Source organism: Pseudanabaena sp. lw0831 (assembly GCF_016584665.1).
Taxonomy (GTDB): Bacteria; Cyanobacteriota; Cyanobacteriia; order Pseudanabaenales; family Pseudanabaenaceae; genus Pseudanabaena.
In genome coordinates, this window is sequence record NZ_BBJB01000115.1 from 1 (window position 1) to 19,030 (window position 19,030).

15 protein-coding genes are annotated in these 19,030 nt (G+C 41.3%); 3 read left to right on the plus strand and 12 right to left on the minus strand.

What is annotated here, in order from left to right; genetic code table 11:
* Positions 1-64 precede the first annotated feature (64 nt).
* The gene (locus APA_RS23585; RefSeq protein ID WP_201324665.1) at positions 65-823 is read left to right on the plus strand and encodes an ABC transporter ATP-binding protein; all 759 of its coding nucleotides are present in this window, start codon (positions 65-67) and stop codon (positions 821-823) included.
* A gap of 203 nt (positions 824-1,026) precedes the next feature.
* Here APA_RS23585 and APA_RS23590 read toward each other — a convergent pair whose 3' ends face one another.
* From APA_RS23590 to APA_RS25540, 4 genes are all read right to left on the minus strand, one after another.
* Positions 1,027-1,797: a DUF4276 family protein gene (locus tag APA_RS23590; protein ID WP_201324666.1), complete on the minus strand. Its 771-nt coding sequence runs from the start codon at positions 1,795-1,797 to the stop codon at positions 1,027-1,029.
* Positions 1,794-3,080: an AAA family ATPase gene (locus APA_RS23595; RefSeq protein WP_201324667.1), complete on the minus strand. Its 1,287-nt coding sequence runs from the start codon at positions 3,078-3,080 to the stop codon at positions 1,794-1,796. The genes APA_RS23590 and APA_RS23595 overlap by 4 nt, the downstream gene beginning before the upstream one ends.
* Before the next feature lie 93 nt (positions 3,081-3,173).
* Positions 3,174-6,206, minus strand: coding sequence for a pentapeptide repeat-containing protein (locus APA_RS23600; protein ID WP_201324668.1), 3,033 nt, complete (start codon positions 6,204-6,206; stop codon positions 3,174-3,176).
* Positions 6,207-6,383: 177 nt separating this feature from the next.
* The gene (locus APA_RS25540; RefSeq protein ID WP_268962223.1) at positions 6,384-6,509 is read right to left on the minus strand and encodes a hypothetical protein; all 126 of its coding nucleotides are present in this window, start codon (positions 6,507-6,509) and stop codon (positions 6,384-6,386) included.
* Positions 6,510-6,569: 60 nt separating this feature from the next.
* Here APA_RS25540 and APA_RS23605 point away from each other — a divergent pair, with 60 nt between their 5' ends.
* Positions 6,570-7,157: a Uma2 family endonuclease gene (locus tag APA_RS23605; protein WP_201324669.1), complete on the plus strand. Its 588-nt coding sequence runs from the start codon at positions 6,570-6,572 to the stop codon at positions 7,155-7,157.
* 151 nt (positions 7,158-7,308) lie between these two features.
* Here APA_RS23605 and sixA read toward each other — a convergent pair whose 3' ends face one another.
* From sixA to APA_RS23630, 5 genes are all read right to left on the minus strand, one after another.
* Positions 7,309-7,815 carry a phosphohistidine phosphatase SixA gene (sixA, locus tag APA_RS23610; protein ID WP_201324670.1) on the minus strand — a complete coding sequence of 169 codons (507 nt, stop codon included), beginning with the start codon at positions 7,813-7,815 and terminating at the stop codon, positions 7,309-7,311.
* Positions 7,808-8,518 (minus strand): phosphoribosylformylglycinamidine synthase subunit PurQ, encoded by a 711-nt coding sequence (gene purQ, locus APA_RS23615; protein WP_201324671.1) that lies wholly within the window; start codon positions 8,516-8,518, stop codon positions 7,808-7,810. Before purQ ends, sixA begins: the two co-directional genes overlap by 8 nt.
* On the minus strand, positions 8,515-8,778 hold the full coding sequence (gene purS / locus APA_RS23620; RefSeq protein WP_201324760.1) for a phosphoribosylformylglycinamidine synthase subunit PurS: 264 nt from the start codon (positions 8,776-8,778) through the stop codon (positions 8,515-8,517). The genes purQ and purS overlap by 4 nt, the downstream gene beginning before the upstream one ends.
* 174 nt (positions 8,779-8,952) lie before the next feature.
* Positions 8,953-9,909 carry an AEC family transporter gene (locus APA_RS23625; protein ID WP_201324672.1) on the minus strand — a complete coding sequence of 319 codons (957 nt, stop codon included), beginning with the start codon at positions 9,907-9,909 and terminating at the stop codon, positions 8,953-8,955.
* Positions 9,896-11,722, minus strand: coding sequence for an N-acetylmuramoyl-L-alanine amidase (locus tag APA_RS23630; RefSeq protein WP_201324673.1), 1,827 nt, complete (start codon positions 11,720-11,722; stop codon positions 9,896-9,898). The genes APA_RS23625 and APA_RS23630 overlap by 14 nt, the downstream gene beginning before the upstream one ends.
* A 215-nt stretch (positions 11,723-11,937) precedes the next feature.
* On the opposite strand from APA_RS23630, the gene APA_RS23635 reads away from it, so the two are divergent.
* Positions 11,938-12,882: an NAD-dependent epimerase/dehydratase family protein gene (locus APA_RS23635; protein WP_201324674.1), complete on the plus strand. Its 945-nt coding sequence runs from the start codon at positions 11,938-11,940 to the stop codon at positions 12,880-12,882.
* 68 nt (positions 12,883-12,950) lie between these two features.
* Here APA_RS23635 and APA_RS23640 read toward each other — a convergent pair whose 3' ends face one another.
* The 3 genes from APA_RS23640 to APA_RS23650 all read right to left on the minus strand — a co-directional run bounded on the left by APA_RS23640 (position 12,951) and on the right by APA_RS23650 (position 18,988).
* Positions 12,951-13,820, minus strand: coding sequence for an aldose epimerase (locus tag APA_RS23640; protein WP_201324675.1), 870 nt, complete (start codon positions 13,818-13,820; stop codon positions 12,951-12,953).
* Between the two features lie 109 nt (positions 13,821-13,929).
* Positions 13,930-14,355, minus strand: a complete 426-nt coding sequence (locus APA_RS23645; protein ID WP_201324676.1) for a thiol-disulfide oxidoreductase DCC family protein — start codon at positions 14,353-14,355, stop codon at positions 13,930-13,932.
* A 19-nt stretch (positions 14,356-14,374) separates the two neighbouring features.
* A complete protein-coding gene (locus APA_RS23650; protein WP_201324677.1) occupies positions 14,375-18,988 on the minus strand; it encodes a pentapeptide repeat-containing protein in 4,614 nt (1,537 codons plus the stop codon).
* Positions 18,989-19,030: the final 42 nt, after the last annotated feature.

Genomic DNA, 19,030 nt, shown 5'->3' on the forward strand with positions numbered 1-19,030 from the left:
CTGCGCCCGCCACAACAAGTTTGGATCAATTATTCTATTGAGAGACCTCACTAAAAAATAAATTATGATTACTACCAGCTCGATCGCATCAATTCCCGAAATAGCTGATGATTCTAGACGCGAAATCGTCCGCCTGAATAATGTCTGTAAATTTTACGGTCAGGACGATACGCTAGTGAAAGCACTGGATGATGTTAGCTTTGTGATTAAAGAAGGCGAATATTGCGCGATTATGGGTGCTTCTGGTTCTGGCAAATCAACTTGTATGAATATCATTGGCTGTCTTGATAGCAGTACATCAGGTCAATATTTTCTAGATGAACAAGATGTCTCTCATATGGAGGAACGCGATCTTGCTAAAGTTCGCAATCTCAAAATCGGCTTTATCTTTCAGCAATATCATCTGTTACCACAACTCTCGGCAATGGAGAATGTGATGTTGCCGATGGCTTATGCCAATATTCGTCCTAAGGAACAAAAAGAAAGAGCAGTAGTAGCACTCGAACGGGTAGCCATGGGACATCGATTAAATAATCGACCTAACCAAATGTCGGGTGGACAGCAGCAGAGAGTAGCGATCGCGAGAGCGATCGTTAATAATCCTGTAATGTTGCTAGCAGATGAACCCACAGGGGCGCTAGATTCGAGAACTACGGCTGAAGTGATGGAACTATTTGGTGAGTTAAATGCTAGTGGGATTACGGTGGTAATGGTTACGCACGAAGCCGATGTGGCTCGAAATTCGCGACGGATTATTTGGTTTCGTGATGGTCAAATCATTCACGATCGCCTCTCGCCATCGGATTTGAATCATGTAATTTGATCTACCATTGTTTTTGCTGAGCATTCGATGGGTCATGAATTCTGAGTGAATCATGCGGTGGTAGGTCAGCACAAAGGTGGTCAGGCGATCGCCTGTTAAGTTAATGCTGTCAGCGATGATTGCGGCTTGGGGTTGAAACATGATGCTTAAATTCTTAATTCATCTAAGATTGTAGTCTATGGGGTATAGCTGCTAGCTAGCTATTAGCTTTTTGAGGGACTTGTGAGACGAGACAAGCTAGTAAAAAATTTGCGAAACTCTGGACATTTTTGTTGAGCGATCGCAGAATCAAGTTGTCTAATAAAACGGGCGGTATGTAGTTGTTTAGAATATCTCATGCCTTCTTTTTGTTCTGAGGCTTGGATAATCGCGTTGGAAAGCTTTTGATGATAGCTCTGGGGAAATTTGGGGTTTAGCCCAAAATCTTCAGGATCGCGAAAGGATAATTGGCGATCGGTTACGAGCCAGTGCTGCATTGCCTTACATTTATCGCGAAAATCGGGATCTTTTGCTAAGGTTTGCTCCCAATCGGCAACGACCCAAGACTCTAATTCTGGTTTGGCGAATCCGATGATGTGATTAACTGGCGGAATGTTGGGGTTATTTTCCCATACCCGATCTAGGAGATCTGCAAATTCTTGAGTTTTCATTTGACAGAACTCGTTTGGATCGTTAATGCCTTGGGGTGGATAGTCGAGATCGTCAAAAATCAAAATAAGATCGCACATAGGATCGTTTAATCTGAACTTGTGATTTAATCTCTCCTCAATTTCTTTGAGCAATGATTTACCTGTCAAGCCTTGAGATGCTCGATCTGTCTTAGGTTTTGCACCTAGTTTGTTGGGTTTTATGCCTTCCTTATTACTAACTGGTATCACTCTTTGGAAGTCACAATTTGGAAATTCTCTGCGTAAGTAGGGAAGTAATCCTGATATTTCCGATTGTCCTCCTCCTGCAAATACCCATACAATCACAGCGCCCAGCCTCCGATTTCAGGTTCACCAACTCGATAGAGATCGCCAAGTTCCCAACCTTCATCTAGGCGGTCTTGGAGGCGTTCTCTGGATAGGGTTTTGACATGGAATAGGGTTTGCTCTGGGTTGGAGGCTTCAAAGACATGGACATTTTCGAGTCGGTCTGTAAATTTATCCAATAGGTCGGGGCTATGGGTGGTGATGATCACTTGTGTTCTAGCGGCGGCGTTTTTAATCCATTCGGCGAGGTAGCTCAACCATTGAACATGTAAGCCGACTTCTGGCTCGTCAATGACGATGAGGGAGGGTAAGTTAGGGGAGTTGAGAATGATTGCCCAACATAGCATTCTGACTGTGCCATCGGACATTTCATCAAGGTATAGGGGACGTTTGGTATTTTGTAAATGCCATTCAATGCTAATTCTGGTTCTGCCTGTTCTGATGGGGCGAATGCGTTTTGTTTGTGGCACGATGTCGCGCATGATGACGTTGAGTTGGTCTTCAAAGTCGATGTTTTCTTGGATGAGGTTGTCTAGGACTAGGGCGAGGTTTTCACAGTTAGGATTGAGATATTTCTCTAGAGAGCCGATTTCTGGTTCTGCGTTACGAATCTCTTTTAGATTCATATTATTAGCGCTGTAAAATCGCCAATCAGATATAAGGTTAATGATTTGACGACGAATATTAAATAGAGTTTCTGTTTTTGGAAGATCTTTTATACCCTCTAGTAGTTTTGGCATAATAGTTAAGCCAATTTCATTAGATGGAATTTCGGTTACTTTAGTACATCTTAAATGCAAACTATCTTCAGTATCAAAAACAGCTCCATATTCGTTTGATTTGTATGGAAATTGGTAATAATATAAGGGTTTAGTATCTTTTTTAGGCTTATATACAGACAATGATTCTTTGTGAATTTGTGGAAATCTTTTAGAAGAACATAAGATTGACAAATAAAAGCTTATTTCAATATTAATAAAATTATCAATTGCAAATGTAAATATTAAGTCCACTTTCTCTGGTGGAGAATTCGATGCATTCAGAATTCTAGAATCGCCTAACTGTGATATTGCTTTTATAAAATTTGTAGTGCCGTTTTTATCCGACAAAGATTCGTCCCAAATACCATCTTTTAAGAACTTTAATAAGGCAATAAAGTTACTTTTACCAGAGCCATTAGAGCCAATAAATATATTTAATCCTTCACTAAGTTTCAATCCTTGATCTAAGTCAATATTTTTATATCTTAGGGAACTGACTTCACTAACGTGTCTTATGTTCATTTTTTTATTCTATTAACATTATTAAATTAAAATAATTTCAAATAAATGGATATTGAGTTTTTTGTTGATAGCCCATTCATAACTTAGTCAAGATTATGAATTTATATTTGATTCATTATTGATATATTCACAAAGAAAAACTGCATTTTTGAATTGTAGATTTTCAGATAAATTGGGAGGTATATTCACTGCTTCATTTAATCCCTTAGCTTTTGACCAATCTGTACGTTCATTCCACACAATATTTTTAAGATTTGCCAACTTAAAATCAGTGTCTCTCAAATTAGTATTACTTATATCTGCACCATTGAGATCTGCATTAATAAGTTTTGCACCTCTAAGAAAAGCACCATTAAGACTTGCCTTTTCAAGGTTTGCACTGATCAGATTAGTGTTATTAAGATGTGCATTGTTCAAGTTTGCATATTGAAGATTTGCTGAGCTAAGATTAGCACATAAAAAATCTGCATATTGCAAATCTGCGCCACTAAGGTTGACATTACCTAGATCGGCATTATTGAACTTTGCCCCTCTGAGAAATGCGTGACCTAGATCTACATTTCTGAGATTAGCTTCGTTAAAAGATACGTCTGCTAGAAATGCACTCCTTAGATCTGTTGTACTTGTATTGTCTATACCGCTAAAGTCTACATTATTTAGATATCGACCAATTATATTGATAAAAAAGCCAATGCCAAAACTTTGACTGTAGTTGATGATTCGTAGCAATCGGAATGGATCAAATACTTGTCTTCCCTTATCTTGGTATTGCAAAGGATGAAATGCTACGTTCCCTTGTAGATTTGAATTTAACTTAGCATAACGATGAAAAGTAAACATCAAGATCAAAACATTTAAGCCTGTATAAACATCAACCTTACGTTGCCCGATCGCAACACCTTGCTTCTGCATCAGACCTGCTTTTCTGAGTGGCATAGGCTTACTATCTGACCCAACCGCCTCAATAAATTCCCCATCACTCCAAGCCCAATAAAACCCATATAAGCGCTTAAACAACCTCTCAAAATCATCATCTTTGCCAGCAAATTCCCTTTCAATCAAAGCCACCAAATATTCCACAATCTCAGAAGTGAGCGCTCCAAAACCAAAAAAGTCGTAAATCTGCCGCTCTAAATCTTTCTTATCCACTTTCCAAACTTGAAGATGAGGATTACTTGGATCTGGCTTTTGCTGTGACCATTCCATTAAACTATCAACAAATCTCTTTGCACAAAGAAACTCACCAAAACTCTTGTGCAGAAATTCCATAGAATTATCTTTAGTATCTGATGATTTCAAATAGAAAGTTGCTAATGCTACAGGTAAATTACCTTCTTTATTTTCTGAGTCAGTTTTCAGTTTAGTAACTAGATTGGGCGGTAATCTGTCTTTTATAGCGTCTAAGGTAGTAAATATCCCTCCAGACTGTACAACACATAACCCAGCCTCTTTCAAGATATAGCGAAGTTCTTCGTTCTCTAAGCTTGTCAATTCATGATTGAGATTTTTTCTGCCTTTAGTGCGTTGCTTATCTAAAACCCAATCCAATGTCTGCTCATAAATCAAAATTTTGGTACTATTGCCTGCATTTTGAAAGTTTTCAATCTTAAGGTTTCCATCCGTGTGCATTGCTGCCAAAAAGTACATTAGCATCGGCTCTTTCGCTAATGTTTTAACCTGTTCAGGACAGTTTAGATCACTTAGAAAATCCTTAAATTCTTGAGCTTTATCTGCACCTTTAAGTTTTGCCCAGTTCTGTAACCACTTCTCCTGCAATTCTGCACTCATATCAAGAATTTTTACCCGTTCCAAATCGTCGGGCATATCTTTCTCAATACCAAATAGTGCAAGTGGTCTGCCTGTAATAATTACTCTATGTCCACGCTCACTATTGCCCTGACATTTAGTTTGAAACTCAGATACCCGATCCAGAAAATCTTTGAGATTGAAATCTCTAACGCGCTCTAGTAGAAGCTCGTCAAATCCATCTAATACAAACAAAAAGCGAGTATTACGATTCCTGAGCCAGTTATCACTAGTTGCAAAAGATTGATCTACTGCATAACCTAGCACCTTATCAAAATCATCCGCAAAATTAGTAATATCCCGCAATCTAATTAAAATCGGAATCCAAATCGGATATAGCTCCCGCCTAACGCGATCTGCAAACATCCGACAAAACACACTCTTCCCTCGCGCTGGTTCCCCTTGGATAAATAGTACCTGTCCCGATTTGCTCTCATCATTGAGTAAACCTAGCGCCCATTCTTCAATAAATTGAGGTTCGTTATTGCTACCATCTTTTGCGATCTCTGCAATCTGCAACTCTACATAGATATCTTTAAATCCAAAACCCGCGTCAAAAACTGGCTCACTAGGCTGCTTTGCAATGAAATCTCCTAAATATTTGTCAATGCTGTAATAGGTTTCTAGCTCTCGCTGCCACTCACTACCGAAAATCGCATTTAGCTTATTCACCTTGTCCTTAATTTCCGCCAACGCAGGTTTAATTTCCCGATGCGTCATCCGCGAAATCCGCTCGACAATAATCTTCGCTTGCCCCGCCTCAATCCCCGCCTCAACCAACCGCTCTAAAACAATAGGATTCAAATCTGCCGCTAACTTCGACTCATGAAAGCAAAGTAAAACAGTCTTAGCCTCAGGCTCAGTTAAAGTAAGCTTCTTGCTCAATTGTGAAATTTCTTTCTGAAGGCGATCGGATGCTCTTGCCTTATTTAACTTCTCCAACAAATGCTTATTAGCATCATCACTAAAAAACTTCTTAAAACTCTCTAAATAAGCCGCTTGTCCCACCAATTCAACACAATCTTCTAAGGATGGATCTTCCTTAGTGCTATCCAGATAAAACTGCAACAACTTACTAGCGATCGAGACAAATGGCAACGCTGAACCCGCTAGCTGCACAATCGGCAGATTCAAAACATCCAATATTGAAGAAAGATGTCCAATGAGAGGCGTTAGTTCAGGCAGAGTTTTGTTTTCATTTATCGCTTTGGATAAATCCAAAACGGCTTTCGTCGTATCAACACCACCTTGTATCGTCTCTCCAACAGAAATATCTGTATTGAGCAACTTCCACGAACTTTGCCATAGTCCCTTGAACATATTTCACCAACCCTAGAAAAGCTCTTGCTATTTTAGCCCAAGTTTCATCATCATTTCAGGATTTGGCAGCCTACATCACGTTGAACTATTTGGAAATTCCTAATAGTTGAAACCTGTTCTAGCTCACCTATTTGAAAAATGTTTTGCAAATGCTCATTAATTGTGGGGACACTGACATTAAAAAGTTGAGAGATTTTTTTTACTCAGCCAAAAAGTTTCACCCTCATAAATCACCTCAATTTTTAGTGCTCCATCAGGAGAGGTATACAGCAAAATATCGTTAAACTGTGGATCTGTACTCATTTGTAAACTTAGGCAATAATTTCTGTAAAAGTATAACCTCTCTCCCAAGGGCAAACTGCGATGACCCTCTCTAACCATAGTGCTTCCACAACAACGCTCGATCGCTTTCTGTCTCAACCAGAAACGAAGCCCGCTAGTGAATATATTAACGGTTCGATTTATCAGAAGCCAAGGCAACAAGGTCAACATTCCCGACTTCAGCTTAAATTTTGTAATACCGTTAATGCTGTAACTGAAGACAAACAAATAGCCTTAGCTTTACCAGAATTGCGTTGTACCTTTGGAAATCGGTCAATTGTGCTAGATGTGGCAGTGTTTCGATGGGAGAGATTGCCTATTAATGCGGAAGGAGAAATTGAGAATGTATTTTCTATGTATCCTGATTGGGTGATTGAAATTTTATCGCCAGAACAAGCACCGATGAGAGTGATTAGTAATATTTTGCATTGCCTCAAGCATGGTACAGAAATGGGATGGTTACTATTTCCGAAGGAGCGATCGCTGTTAATATTTCAACGCGATCGCCAACCAATCGAAATCAATAGTGAAATAAATGTTGCTCAGAAATTACTTGTACCTAATTTTTTGGAAACAGAATTAAATTTAACTGTAGATCAAGTATTTGGCTGGTTAAAGGTGAGGAAGTAGAATGAATTATCCATTAGTTTAACCTTCCAAGAGATTTTAGAATTTGGAGGGCGGGGTAAAACTCATTGTGCGATCGCCTAACAAAAATAGGATTTAGGCAAATAAACCAAGAATTTGAGTTCTTGGTTTGTTTGCCTAAGTCCTAGCTCCATTAAATCAGTAACTTGGGTGGAATGGATAAAAATAGAATTCCATTACTCGTCCAAGGTTGCGTTTCGGGTAGAACTAGACCAATAATCCCAGCTTTTTTTAAAACTAAAACACCCTTAGATTCTCCCCAGACAAGCATTTCTGCCCAAGTGGTCAGATCTGGCTCGTGACCAATAATCCCTAATGAAGCTCTAGCAGGTTGTGGATGTTGAGCGAGCCATGCAGCCACCCGTTTCAGCCAATCTTCAAAACTGCCATTAGGAGCAAGTTCTGATAGCTGCTGCACAGGACAGTCACTAAAAACATTAGCAAAAATCTCAGAGGTCTGTTGAGCGCGAACTAAAGGACTAGTTTGCAAGAGATCAAAGCGCAAACCCAATTCATAGAGACGTTTGGCAACTTGCTTAGTTTTTTTGCGCCCTTCCTCAGTGAGAGGACGTTGCGTATCATCTTCGTAATTCCCGCGATCCTCGGCAATGCCATGGCGGATTAGGTAAAGACTAGGCATTGACTAACAATCTCTCAACTAATACTTCCACCAGTCCTTCAAATAATGCTTTGCCATCGGTTCCACCCAAAATATCTTCCGCAGCTCTTTCTGGATGCGGCATCATCCCAAGCACATTGCCTTGTTTGTTGCAAATTCCTGCAATATTGTCCAGTGAGCCATTAGGGTTGGCATCGTCATTAACATTACCGATCGCATCGCAATAGCGGAACACGACTTGATTGTTATCTTCGAGTTCTTTTAAAGCATCAGCATCCGCAAAATAACAACCTTCTCCATGGGCGATCGGGAGGGTAATAATTTGCTGTTTTTGATATTTCTTTGTGAAGGCTAAATCATTGCGCTCAACTCGTAGCGGGGCGCGATCGCAAATAAAATGCAAATCTCGATTGCGAACTAAAGCACCTGGCAATAGTCCAGATTCCGTTAAGATCTGAAATCCGTTACAGATACCGAGTACATATTTACCTTTAGCCGCATGTTCCTGTAGCGATCTCATTACGGGTGCAAATCTCGCGATCGCGCCACAGCGCAAATAATCACCATAACTAAATCCCCCAGGCACGACGATTACATCGCAATCACTAATGTCTGTATTTGTATGCCAGATTAACCTTGTGGGCTGTTTCAAAATACCGCTGGTGACTGTGGCAACATCGCGATCGCAATTGGAGCCAGGGAAAACGAGGATGCCAAACTTCATGACTTTGACTCCTCAATTATGGTTAACTCAAACCGATAGTTTTCAATAACTGGGTTTGCCAAAAGCTTATCGCAGGTTTCATCTAGCTTTTGGGATGCTTCCGCCTCATCTGCTGCATCTAAGATAATTTCAACATACTTGCCAATACGGACTGAGTCAACGTGATAATCCATTTGCTTTAACGCCGACTGGACAGCAGTACCTGCGGGATCGAGAACCGATGGACGTAAGGTAACAAATATACGGGCTTGATACTTCATGCTTGCTTTGAAATGATGAGCGACTAGCGTCATACTTATAGATAACCGACGCGATCGATCATAACCCAAAAATGGAGGCGGCGCTTTGTATCGCTGTAGTCATTCAAAACCGAAAAGAGAGTTGAGGCGCGAAGCGCCTCAACTCTCTTTTCGGTTTTGTTTTTTGCGATCGCTTTAGCCAAAAAAGACGATCCAGATCGGGAGCATAAAAATTAGTCCGATGAAAGAAAAGGCGATCGTGCTGATCAGTAAATCGCGATCGAGGTTATAGACTTCAGCCAGAATTAGCACCGATAAACCTGTGGGTGTACCTGACATCAGCGTGAGAATCAGACGGGGATCGTTGCGGAGTCCAAACATCGTGGCTCCTAGCCCGATCGCTAAAGGTACGATGCCCACGCGCAAAAAAGCCGCGATCGCCGCAGGTTTGAGACTGTCCCATTTTTCGATTTTGCCTAATCGTAATCCCACTAGAGACAAAGCAAAAGCGATCGTCACCCATACGCCAATATCCAACCCCGACTCGATCGCCTCAGGTAACCCGATAGGACGCGTATACCAACCAATCGCAAAAGCCCATAGACTTGGCACAGTGGCAACATCAAGCAATAGTTTCCACCAAGTCGGCTTCACATCACTTTTGCCGAAGTAGCTGGCAATAAAAACAGCAATTCCATAATTGCCAGCGACGTTACTAGCGATGCTGTATAAAACTGCCCAATCAGCATAGGTGGAACTTGCCAGAGAACTGGTTAGCGTCAAGCCCACAAATCCTGTGTTGCCCAGCATTGTTGCCAAAATAAAGCTACCCAAACTAGAGCGATCGCTATGCTCCTGTTTCGCAAACTGCCAACCGACTAAAGCCAACAGCCAACTGAGAATCAAGGCTGCGATCGCCACATAGGGAATATAAGGAGTATCTGAAAATTGCGTGTGTCTGGCGAGGACAAATAGTTGCAATGGCACTCCAACCCAGTAAAGAGTGATGCCCATAAATTTGGAGGTATGGAGCGGCGCAAATCTGGACGCTACTAAGCCAACCCCTGTCCATACCATCAGTGGGATATAAGCATTGATCAGTTCGCCAAAATGGAAGCTAGACCAAAATTGGTTTGGATCACTTAACAGCATTCAAAATCCATTCGGTAACGCCATCGGCAAGGGTCTTAGCCAGTAACTTTTGTTGTTGCGGATCGATAATCCATTCAAACTCGACAGGATTAATCATAAAGCCTAATTCCAAAAGTACGGATGGAGCAACTGTGGGACGGGCGAGGGCAAGATTATTCCAATAAACTCCATAATCAGCACGATTCAGCTTTTTCACGACATAAGCATTAATAAACTTGGCAAAGTCTTGCGCCTGTGGATTGTACCAAAAGCTTCCCATCCCTGACGTATTAATCGCATCACCATTATCAGGCAAAGCGTTGTAATGGATGCTAATCGCTAGGGTTGGTTCTTCTTGATTAATTTTATCGACCCTTGGCTCCAAAAGAACATCAGCATCATCAGTACGGGTCATAATTACCTTCACACCGCGATTTTGTAGTTCAGTTTGGAATAGTTTTGATGTGATCAGTGTGACATCCTTTTCGGGGTAGCCTGTTGGACCTCGCGATCCTAAATCTTGAGTGCTTCCATGACCTGCATCGACGAGAATTTTCACCCCTTGCAGTGGTTGCGAATTACTTGATGTATCGGTCGCAAGAATCGGTGGATGTTTAAGGGACAAAATCAGATTTGAACCTTGGTATTGAACTTTATATCCCCATTGCTGCTTTGGCTTGAGACTAATCGTATAGGTCACCTTGCTAGGGTCGGTTTGTACCCATTCCAGCTTATTAATAATCGAGTCTGGATCGATTGAAATCGTATCAGTTTGAGCAGTCACATTATAGAGAGTGAAAGAAAATATGCGATCGCCTTGGGTAATCGCTAGAGGCACTGGTGCTTCTAGGGGAATTGTCACCTCTGTCCACAGATTATTTTGATTGCCAACTCGCTTAGTATTAATGCTGCGGACAATTGAGGGCGGTGGTGGCTCTGCGGCTTCAAGCTTAGTCATACTCTTTCTCACCCAGCCGCCATAGTCAAGCCGTAACCAATCACCTTGCTTACCTGTAACTACAGCTTTGGTTCCTTTAGGCAAAGGCGTTAGCCTTGAGAAATCAGTACTTGCCCCTGTTCTCGCGTCAGCCGCAATCGCGGTTACTTCGGCAACTTGGATATTAGTCTGGGAGAGAATCTCTAGGTTACCTTTGGCTTTTTGCTTGACAATGCGATCGCCCAAGCGCATTTCATATTCAGGATAACCCAATTGGCTTGGCTTCTCAAAAGTGGTACAGCCGCGAAAATATCCTGAAGGAGATTCGGCTGTAGCTTCATTGTTGCCTGTTAGTACAGAAGAATTTGGCGGTAACTGGACATTGCGACGACGCGGTAAGAGGGGGATTTCGAGATCGCTGATTCTCACTAAAACTGTTGAATTGGGCGTAGCGATCGCATCGAAGCAGATTCTTTCATTGGGTTGTCGCGCAGTATCCACAGTTGGCAATAGTGATTCTTTGACAAATCCAATATCTTTTGGCGGCAATGTAATTCGTGAATCCCTTAAAACTTTGACATTAATCTGACGCTCACTACTGAGATCGCCTTTCCCGTTAACGTATTTGATTGCAAAATTATTTTCACCCAACTGAAGCGGCAAACTCGGTGCAAAATGTCCAGCCTCACTTCGTGATATGGGTTTGCCATTAATACTGAAATTGCCATCTTTAGGCGCAGTCCCAATAAAAAATAGGCGATCGCTGGTGGTGATATGTCGCAACGGTGGATAAGTAAGATGCAGTTGCGTAGGTGGTACAAAGTTCTGAGCACCTGCCGCGATCGCTAAGACAAAGCTCAACAGCCCAATTACAAAAATTCCGATCAGTCGCCGCATAATTCCGATTACTTGCTTAGATTAGCAATACAAACAGCACCATTTAATACTAGCGTCATCGCGGAATCTTCAGCGCAAAACGCTATATTCTGAGTTTAAGTAGCTAGACGTAATTAAAAAACCAAAACCAAAATCTGTACCGCCCGCTACGCGGGCGGTACAGATTTTGGCATTTGCCTAGTTACTTAGTAAATGCAATTAAAATCAATTAAAAAATGAAAATTTTAGTAATGGGCGGCACAAGATTTATCGGTGTGTCGCTAGTCAAATTGTTGGTGTCACAGGGACATGAAGTAACTTTATTTAATCGTGGCAAGAAGCCATCACCCGTAGCAGGACTTCGCACGATTATTGGCGATCGCACTGATTCGCAACAATTGCAGGACAAACTCAGTGGTGAATCCTTTGATGCGATTTTCGATAATAACGGTCGCGAACTTAGCGATACTCAGCCACTAGTCGAGATTTTTCGCGATCGCCTTCAGCATTTTGTGTACATGAGTTCCGCAGGTGTATATCTCGATAGCGATATTCTGCCCTACCAAGAATCCGATGCTACTGATCCAAAGAGCCGTCATAAAGGCAAGCTGGACACCGAAGCCTATTTGCAACAAGTCCGTGCTGAATCAGGATTACCCTATACTTCCATTCGTCCCACCTATATTTATGGACCACAAAACTATAACGATGTCGAAGCATGGTTCTTTGATCGCATTGTCCGCGATCGCCCAATTCCTATTCCTGGCAATGGCAAGTTTATTACCCAACTCGGTCATGTCGAAGATCTCGCTTCCGCAATGGCAGCCGTCTTAGGCAATCAAAAAGCGATCGGCGAAATTTATAATGTCTCTGATACGCGCTATGTCACCTTTATCGGACTAGCCCAACAATGTGCGATCGCTGCTGGTAAAGATCCCAGTCAACTCAACTTTGTCTATTACAATCCCAAAGATTTTGACTTTGGCAAAAAGAAAGCATTCCCATTCCGCTTACAACATTTCTTCGCGACCGTCACCAAAGCCCAGCAAGATTTAAACTGGAATCCCAAATACGATCTATTATCTGGATTGCAAACATCTTTTGAACATGACTATCTTCCTTCAAATCGTCAGCAAGCAGATATTGATTTCTCTACGGATGACCAAATAACTAAAAACTAAAAGAATCAAAGCACCCGCGTAGCGGGTGCTTTGATTCTTTTTGGTTTTAGTACGCCAAAGCACTTAATTTAAAAGAAGTTTGCCGTAATCTGCATGACAGCAGTACAACTAGCATTAGGCTCCAGCACAGTCAAATACTCTTTGGTGTTTAGAGAATTACGAGTCGCACTCCAAGGCTCTAGACAATAGAAGTCTTTGCCCTTAACTGTCCAAAATACAAGATAAGTATAAAAATCATCGTAATCGATTGCAATCTTGAGCTTGCGATCGTTATCAGTTACTGAAGTTGAACGACTGGAAAGCTTGCCAAACACCGAGTCAATCTCATCTTGCTCAAAGTTAAACTTACCATCGAAAGCGAAATTCTCTTTTGTGCGATTATCTTGATAGCCGACAGAAGGAATATCCACCGCGATTTTACTTTTGTTGCCGCAGAGAAAATAGGGATGAAACCCAGAAGAGAAAGGCATTGGTGTAGAGGAAAGATTTTTGTATTCCTGACGAACCTCTAAAGTATTACCGCGCAATGCATAGGTAAAAGCTAAATGGAAGTCAAAGGGATAGACAAGCTTGGTTTGTTCGTTGCTACTCAACTCAACTATGACGCTTGCACAGTCACTTGCACTCTGTGCTGTAGCTGTCCAAGGTAACTCGCGGGCAAAGCCATGCTGTTTGATCTTGTAATCCGTTCCATCAACATTGTAGGTATCATTAGGCAAATTACCACAGAGCGGGAACAGGATCGGATTGCCACCTCTAACACTCAGATCTGGATGGGTAAAGCGTTCAGCGTCAAGATAGAAAACTTCTTGCTCATTAATAAGCCAGCTAGTGACGATGCCACCACGTTCTGGGACAACTTCTATCTGAGAACCTGTACTGTCATCAGACAAGGTATAGGTATTGTATTGTTTTTGAGCGGAGGAGACTTTATACACAGATTTTGCCCTGTAACTTTCCAGAATTGATTATATCGCTATAGCCGCTCTAAAAACCCAAGATAGAGTTGCGGTGCTTCGCGCCGCAACTCTATCTTGGGTAGCATAGCTAGAGGGAGCATGAAGTATTTGGCTTATCGGCAGCACAGCCAACTGGATAAGCGGTGTGATATGTGCGATCGCGTTTTCCAAACAATTTATAGCGATTGTCGCGAATCTGGATATAGGTTGAGTCTCCAAGAGTTTTAATTGGAGCGATCGCCCGATAAACAGCAATTAAAGCTCTACCCATTGGCAATAATCGCGTAATTTCTTCGGCTGCATCACTACCTTGCCATCTTTGCGTAGGATCTGTGCGATCGATTAAAATCATCCCCATTTCACAATCCTCAGGTGTGACATTAAATTGCTGCAATGTCTGATCATCTTGCATCGGGATATAGCAAAACTGACGACCGCGATCAAACTTCTCTAAGATGCTGACAAAGTTAGCACAGAGATTACAATTGCCATCATAAATTACAGCATAGGACATAGTGGAATTGGCTAATTGTTTAGAACTTACAAGGACCTTTCTTTCCATTAGGACAAGTTGTTTCCTCATCTGTCTTTGGAAGTTTGCTTTTATCAAAAACTATACCAGTAAGGTTAATCCCATTTAATTTTGCTCCACTCCAGTTAGCGCCATTTATCTGACTACCAGTGAGATTGGCTCCACTCAGATCTGTATTTGTCATGTCAGTATAGTTAAGCTTAACATTGGTTAGATTGGCACGTTTTAGACTCGTAAAACTCAAATTTAAACCTGACAGATCTTGAGTGGCTAAGTTACGACCTTCACGAGGCTCATTGACAATTTGCCATGCTAGCAAAGTCGTCGCACTAAATTTTGTTGCTTTCTCTGTCCCTTGAGCACCTATTTTAGAATCTTTTAGATTAGCTCCTTCCATTTTAGCCCCGACAAAATTGGAGCGGGTTAGATCTGCACCTGCCAAATCGACAAGATTCATTTGAGCATTGTTGAACTCTGCCCAAATGACACTAGATTGAATTAATCTAGCTCGATTCAGATTGGCTTTAGTAAAGTTCACTCCATCAAGGTTAGCTCCCTGAAAGTTTGCCCCAACAAGGCTAGCATCCTGCATCTTTGCCCCTGTGAGCGTAGCTTTACTGAAGTCTACATTATCCAGCTTGGCTCCTTTAAAATCTGCATTTGTAAAGTCCTTTCCACTTGCATCTTTAAACAGTCCCCACCGTAGGCCCAAATCAAAAATAGGTCTATTGAGAAATGTATAAAGCAGGAAAGCTCCACCGATCGCACCTAATCCGATCGCAGGAATTTTGAGATAGTTTTGCCATAGCGACTCCAAACTGATGCTAGGTATCGTTAATTTGGGTTTACTAGGAGTCTTGGCTGGCGGCGGGGCTGATTGTTGTTCATAGCCGCTATATGCATCATAGTTATCTTCGGTAAATCGATTGAAATCGATTTGATCGGGAGGTGCACTCATGCGTGCTTGTGTCGAATCACCAAAGCTTGCCATTGGCTTACGGCGATCGCGCGGAATTTCTCTGGTCTCGCTTGTACCAGTCATATCAGTGCGAGAATCAACTATTGGATTAGTTCTAATCCGAGAAGGTAGCTGCGTACTTTGAGGACTGATCGTAGTGATACTGTCAGATAAATCGCCGCTATCTAGCAAACCAGACCAGTCTGTATTGTCGTCATGAACTTCTAGCCCAAGATCGTCAAAATCTGGCAACCCAGTTTCTTTGCGTCTAGAAATACTAGAAGGAGAATTGCGATCTCTCCTTTCTCTGCCTTGCGAGGCTCTTCCCGCAGATTTTCCTGCACTAGGAGGGGTTGTACTGCTTATATCTGAATAGGAAGATCCAGCTGAAGCTCTTCCTCCAGAAAGTACTGTATCAGCATCTAATAAATCTGACCAACCCTCATCAATTGAGCCGATAGGTTTGTTGCGATTTCTATGTTGGTCTGGTTGATCGTGAAATCGATCAAAATCATCTTCTTCACTTCTGCTGCCCATTCTATTTTGGGGCAGCGGCCGAGCACCAGCATTTGCCGTAGGATGAGTTGGGACTGGAGTTGTACTACCCTGAGTAGTGTTGCGCCTTGGAGGTAATGGCGGTAGAAAGGGTGGTGGTGGCGGTAAATTATTGATAGATGGAGAAGTCGGTTCTTGCTTAGTCAGGGGAGGAAGATTCGGAGGCATTGGAGCAATCGATGGTGCTGATGGAGTCAGCCCAGTAGATATTGGTGTGGAGACAAATCCATCGTCGAATCCGTCGTCACCGAGTGGGTCGATGCTTTCTAGATCAAAATCATCTAAAAAGTCGCGATCGCCTGCTCCTAGATCGAACTTTGTAGATGCTGCTAAATTTAAGTTTGGAGATGGCATAGGAGTTGGCATAGTGGATGGCTCTTTTGCTGGCACAAAGTCATCTGGTTCTGATACAAGACCATTAAGCAAATCATGAGCTAAAGCTTCTTCCTCAAAATTTACTTCTTCATAGTTCTCGTTAAGTAAATCATTTACCAAAGCCTCTTCAAATGAATCGCTTTGTGAAACTATATTGTCTGCAAAACTATCTATAGGACTGATTGAAGACTGCTGATGGGTATATCCTGCGAGTGAATCTTCTGAAAATACATTTGAACGATTGGGAGTGAGTGTTGTAGGAATATTGCCGAAGTTGAAGTCGGGAGCAGGAACCTCTAGCAAACTATCTTCATCGAAAGACGCTAGATCAAAATTTTCATCAAGTATACTTCCTATATTATCAACTTCATTACTGCCTATAACATTTGATTCAGATGTGCTTGCATCCCAATTAGATCCACCCAAGTTAGCCTTGACTGGTGGAACTATATCGTTGTCAAAACTATCAGCATAACTAGCAAAGTTATCAACTAACCCCGATTCAGCAGCAAAACTATCGGTATAACTAGCAAAGCTATCAGCTAAACCTGAATCAGAAAATTGCCCCACAGCAAAACTATCAGCATAATTAGCAAAATCCGAGTCAGTAACTTGCTCTGCAATAGGTTCACTAAGATTTTCCCAATCTGAAGATGGCGGTAGAGAGTTCTCAGAAAAGTCAAATTCACTACCTTCTAAACTTGCATCGATATCATCATGGGATGGAACGACAAATTCATTGAAATCCGTAAATCGTTGCTGATCGGCAATTTTTTCAGGGATATCTATATTTTCTGATATATCATTAAAATCATCATATATTTCTGGTATTTCTAAATTAACAACTTCAGATTCACTGAGACTTTCCGTCAGATTATTGATGTGATTTGCGATTGCCCAATCGTTGGCATCAAGATTATTGCCAAAAGCAAAGTCTTCATGGAGAGGCTGCTCTGTTATGTCACTGTCAACTAAACCCAGCAAATCATCATTAAAAATTTTTGAGGATTCTTCTGCGGGTGGCAAATAGTCTTCTGCCTCAACTAACGCTTCATCCCAAACGACATCGTTACCATTACTAATTTCAGCTTCTAGACTTGCGCCCCAATCATCTTCTTCACTAGGATCGGCAACAATTATCTCATCTTCTAGCGATGAGTCCAAATTTGTCTCAGACCAAATGACATCGGCACTGATTTCATTGGCTTCAAGCCCTGCACTCCAATTTTCATTCTCAAATCCTGATTCCAATTCTGGCTCAATGGATTCTAAACTAGAATCTATATTCTCTAACTCAAAGTTAACATAGCTTTCTACTTCAGAAGAATCTAGAGAATCTAGATTAGGAAGATCAAAGTCAATATGACCTTCTACTTCAGGTTGATCTGAAGTTGGCATGTTTTCCCAGTCATCAGATATACCAAAAGCATTATCAATAGAGGTAGATGATACTAGATCTATGCTAGGTTTAGTATCCCAAATAGCGTCACTGATCGCATTTTCTGCGATCTCCCCCCAATCATTAGTGAATGTATTCTCAACTGACTCATTAAGGAAGGATTCAGGCTCAAGATTTGACGAAGTATTCGACCAAAAATCATCTTCAGTCACACTTGGGTCAAATGATTCTAAAGATCGTGCTGGGCTAAAGTCATCATCAAGTTTATTGTCAAATTCTGCTTCCAGACTGCCAACTTTAAATTCATTAAAAGATAGATCTTGATCTTGTTCATTTTGCAGCTCGTCTTGAAATTCGCTTTGAAAGTTATTGCTAATCTCAAAATCTTCAACTATCTGATCAGATTGGATCTCATTAGATAACTCCAAATCATCGACCAATAAATTTTCTGGATCATTATCTTTAGAAAATAGATCAGAACCTAAATCTATATTTCCTGAAGCATCTTCAGGACTTCCAAAAATCTCTGAAACTTGAAATGGTATTTCAGGAGATTCAACAGCAATATCTAGATTGGGTTCGCTAGATAATTGATTAAAATCATTTTCAAAGATTCCTGAAATGCTATCCCAATCGTCATTTTCCACATCAGCAATCAAATCAAAACTTGAGTCATCGTTATCGTCTAGCAATTCTGCTAGTCCTTGGATCTTACCTTCGGTATTATCGATCTCATTTTGCAGCTCATCAATACTGTGTGAGTCTGAAGCACCCAATCCTAGAGAATCTAGATCAGGAAAATCAGAATTCTCCAAAAAATCCAACCCTTCTAAATCCAAGCCTAGACCATCCATCACGTTATCTGTTAGTGACTGAAGCGTCGTCTGAGATTGACCTACATCTTGATATGAAGGATTGGATTGTGCATTAATCTCCACATTTTCTTTGCTGATATTGAGATCGGTCACAATTAACCAATCAATATTGTTAACTTCATTATTATCAGTAGCTTTACTGCCGTAACTACCTGATGTATTTGCTGTATTTCTTGAAGAAGATTGACTCTCAATTTCATCATCCAAACCTATTGATCGTAAAAATTCTAAATCGTCAAGATCATCATCATCTTGTTTACTTGATATTTGCGAAGCTAATCTTGCTGGTGATTGATTTGAGCGTGATTTGATTTCTGGAGATCCGCTAATTCGCGTACTAATATCCGACATAATCATCCAATCAACATCTGCAGCGTCAGACTGCACTGATTGCTTCTTATCTGGTTCGTTAGCGCCTTGACCTTTTTGTGGGATATTTTTATTGGAAGCCATGAATCAATCCTCAGCATTATGTTCGGGCTTGCACCGTTAGGC

What these genes read in the sequence shown, in the direction of transcription:
- APA_RS23585 (WP_201324665.1), top strand. Translation starts at nt 65, where the DNA reads ATGATTACTACCAGCTCGATCGCATCAATTCCCGAAATAGCTGATGAT.
- APA_RS23630 (WP_201324673.1), bottom strand. Translation starts at nt 11,722, where the DNA reads ATGCGGCGACTGATCGGAATTTTTGTAATTGGGCTGTTGAGCTTTGTC.
- APA_RS23605 (WP_201324669.1), top strand. Translation starts at nt 6,570, where the DNA reads ATGACCCTCTCTAACCATAGTGCTTCCACAACAACGCTCGATCGCTTT.
- purQ (WP_201324671.1), bottom strand. Translation starts at nt 8,518, where the DNA reads ATGAAGTTTGGCATCCTCGTTTTCCCTGGCTCCAATTGCGATCGCGAT.
- sixA (WP_201324670.1), bottom strand. Translation starts at nt 7,815, where the DNA reads ATGCCTAGTCTTTACCTAATCCGCCATGGCATTGCCGAGGATCGCGGG.
- purS (WP_201324760.1), bottom strand. Translation starts at nt 8,778, where the DNA reads ATGAAGTATCAAGCCCGTATATTTGTTACCTTACGTCCATCGGTTCTC.
- APA_RS25540 (WP_268962223.1), bottom strand. Translation starts at nt 6,509, where the DNA reads ATGAGTACAGATCCACAGTTTAACGATATTTTGCTGTATACCTCTCCT.
- APA_RS23595 (WP_201324667.1), bottom strand. Translation starts at nt 3,080, where the DNA reads ATGAACATAAGACACGTTAGTGAAGTCAGTTCCCTAAGATATAAAAAT.
- APA_RS23635 (WP_201324674.1), top strand. Translation starts at nt 11,938, where the DNA reads ATGAAAATTTTAGTAATGGGCGGCACAAGATTTATCGGTGTGTCGCTA.
- APA_RS23650 (WP_201324677.1), bottom strand. Translation starts at nt 18,988, where the DNA reads ATGGCTTCCAATAAAAATATCCCACAAAAAGGTCAAGGCGCTAACGAA.
- APA_RS23645 (WP_201324676.1), bottom strand. Translation starts at nt 14,355, where the DNA reads ATGTCCTATGCTGTAATTTATGATGGCAATTGTAATCTCTGTGCTAAC.
- APA_RS23625 (WP_201324672.1), bottom strand. Translation starts at nt 9,909, where the DNA reads ATGCTGTTAAGTGATCCAAACCAATTTTGGTCTAGCTTCCATTTTGGC.
- APA_RS23600 (WP_201324668.1), bottom strand. Translation starts at nt 6,206, where the DNA reads ATGTTCAAGGGACTATGGCAAAGTTCGTGGAAGTTGCTCAATACAGAT.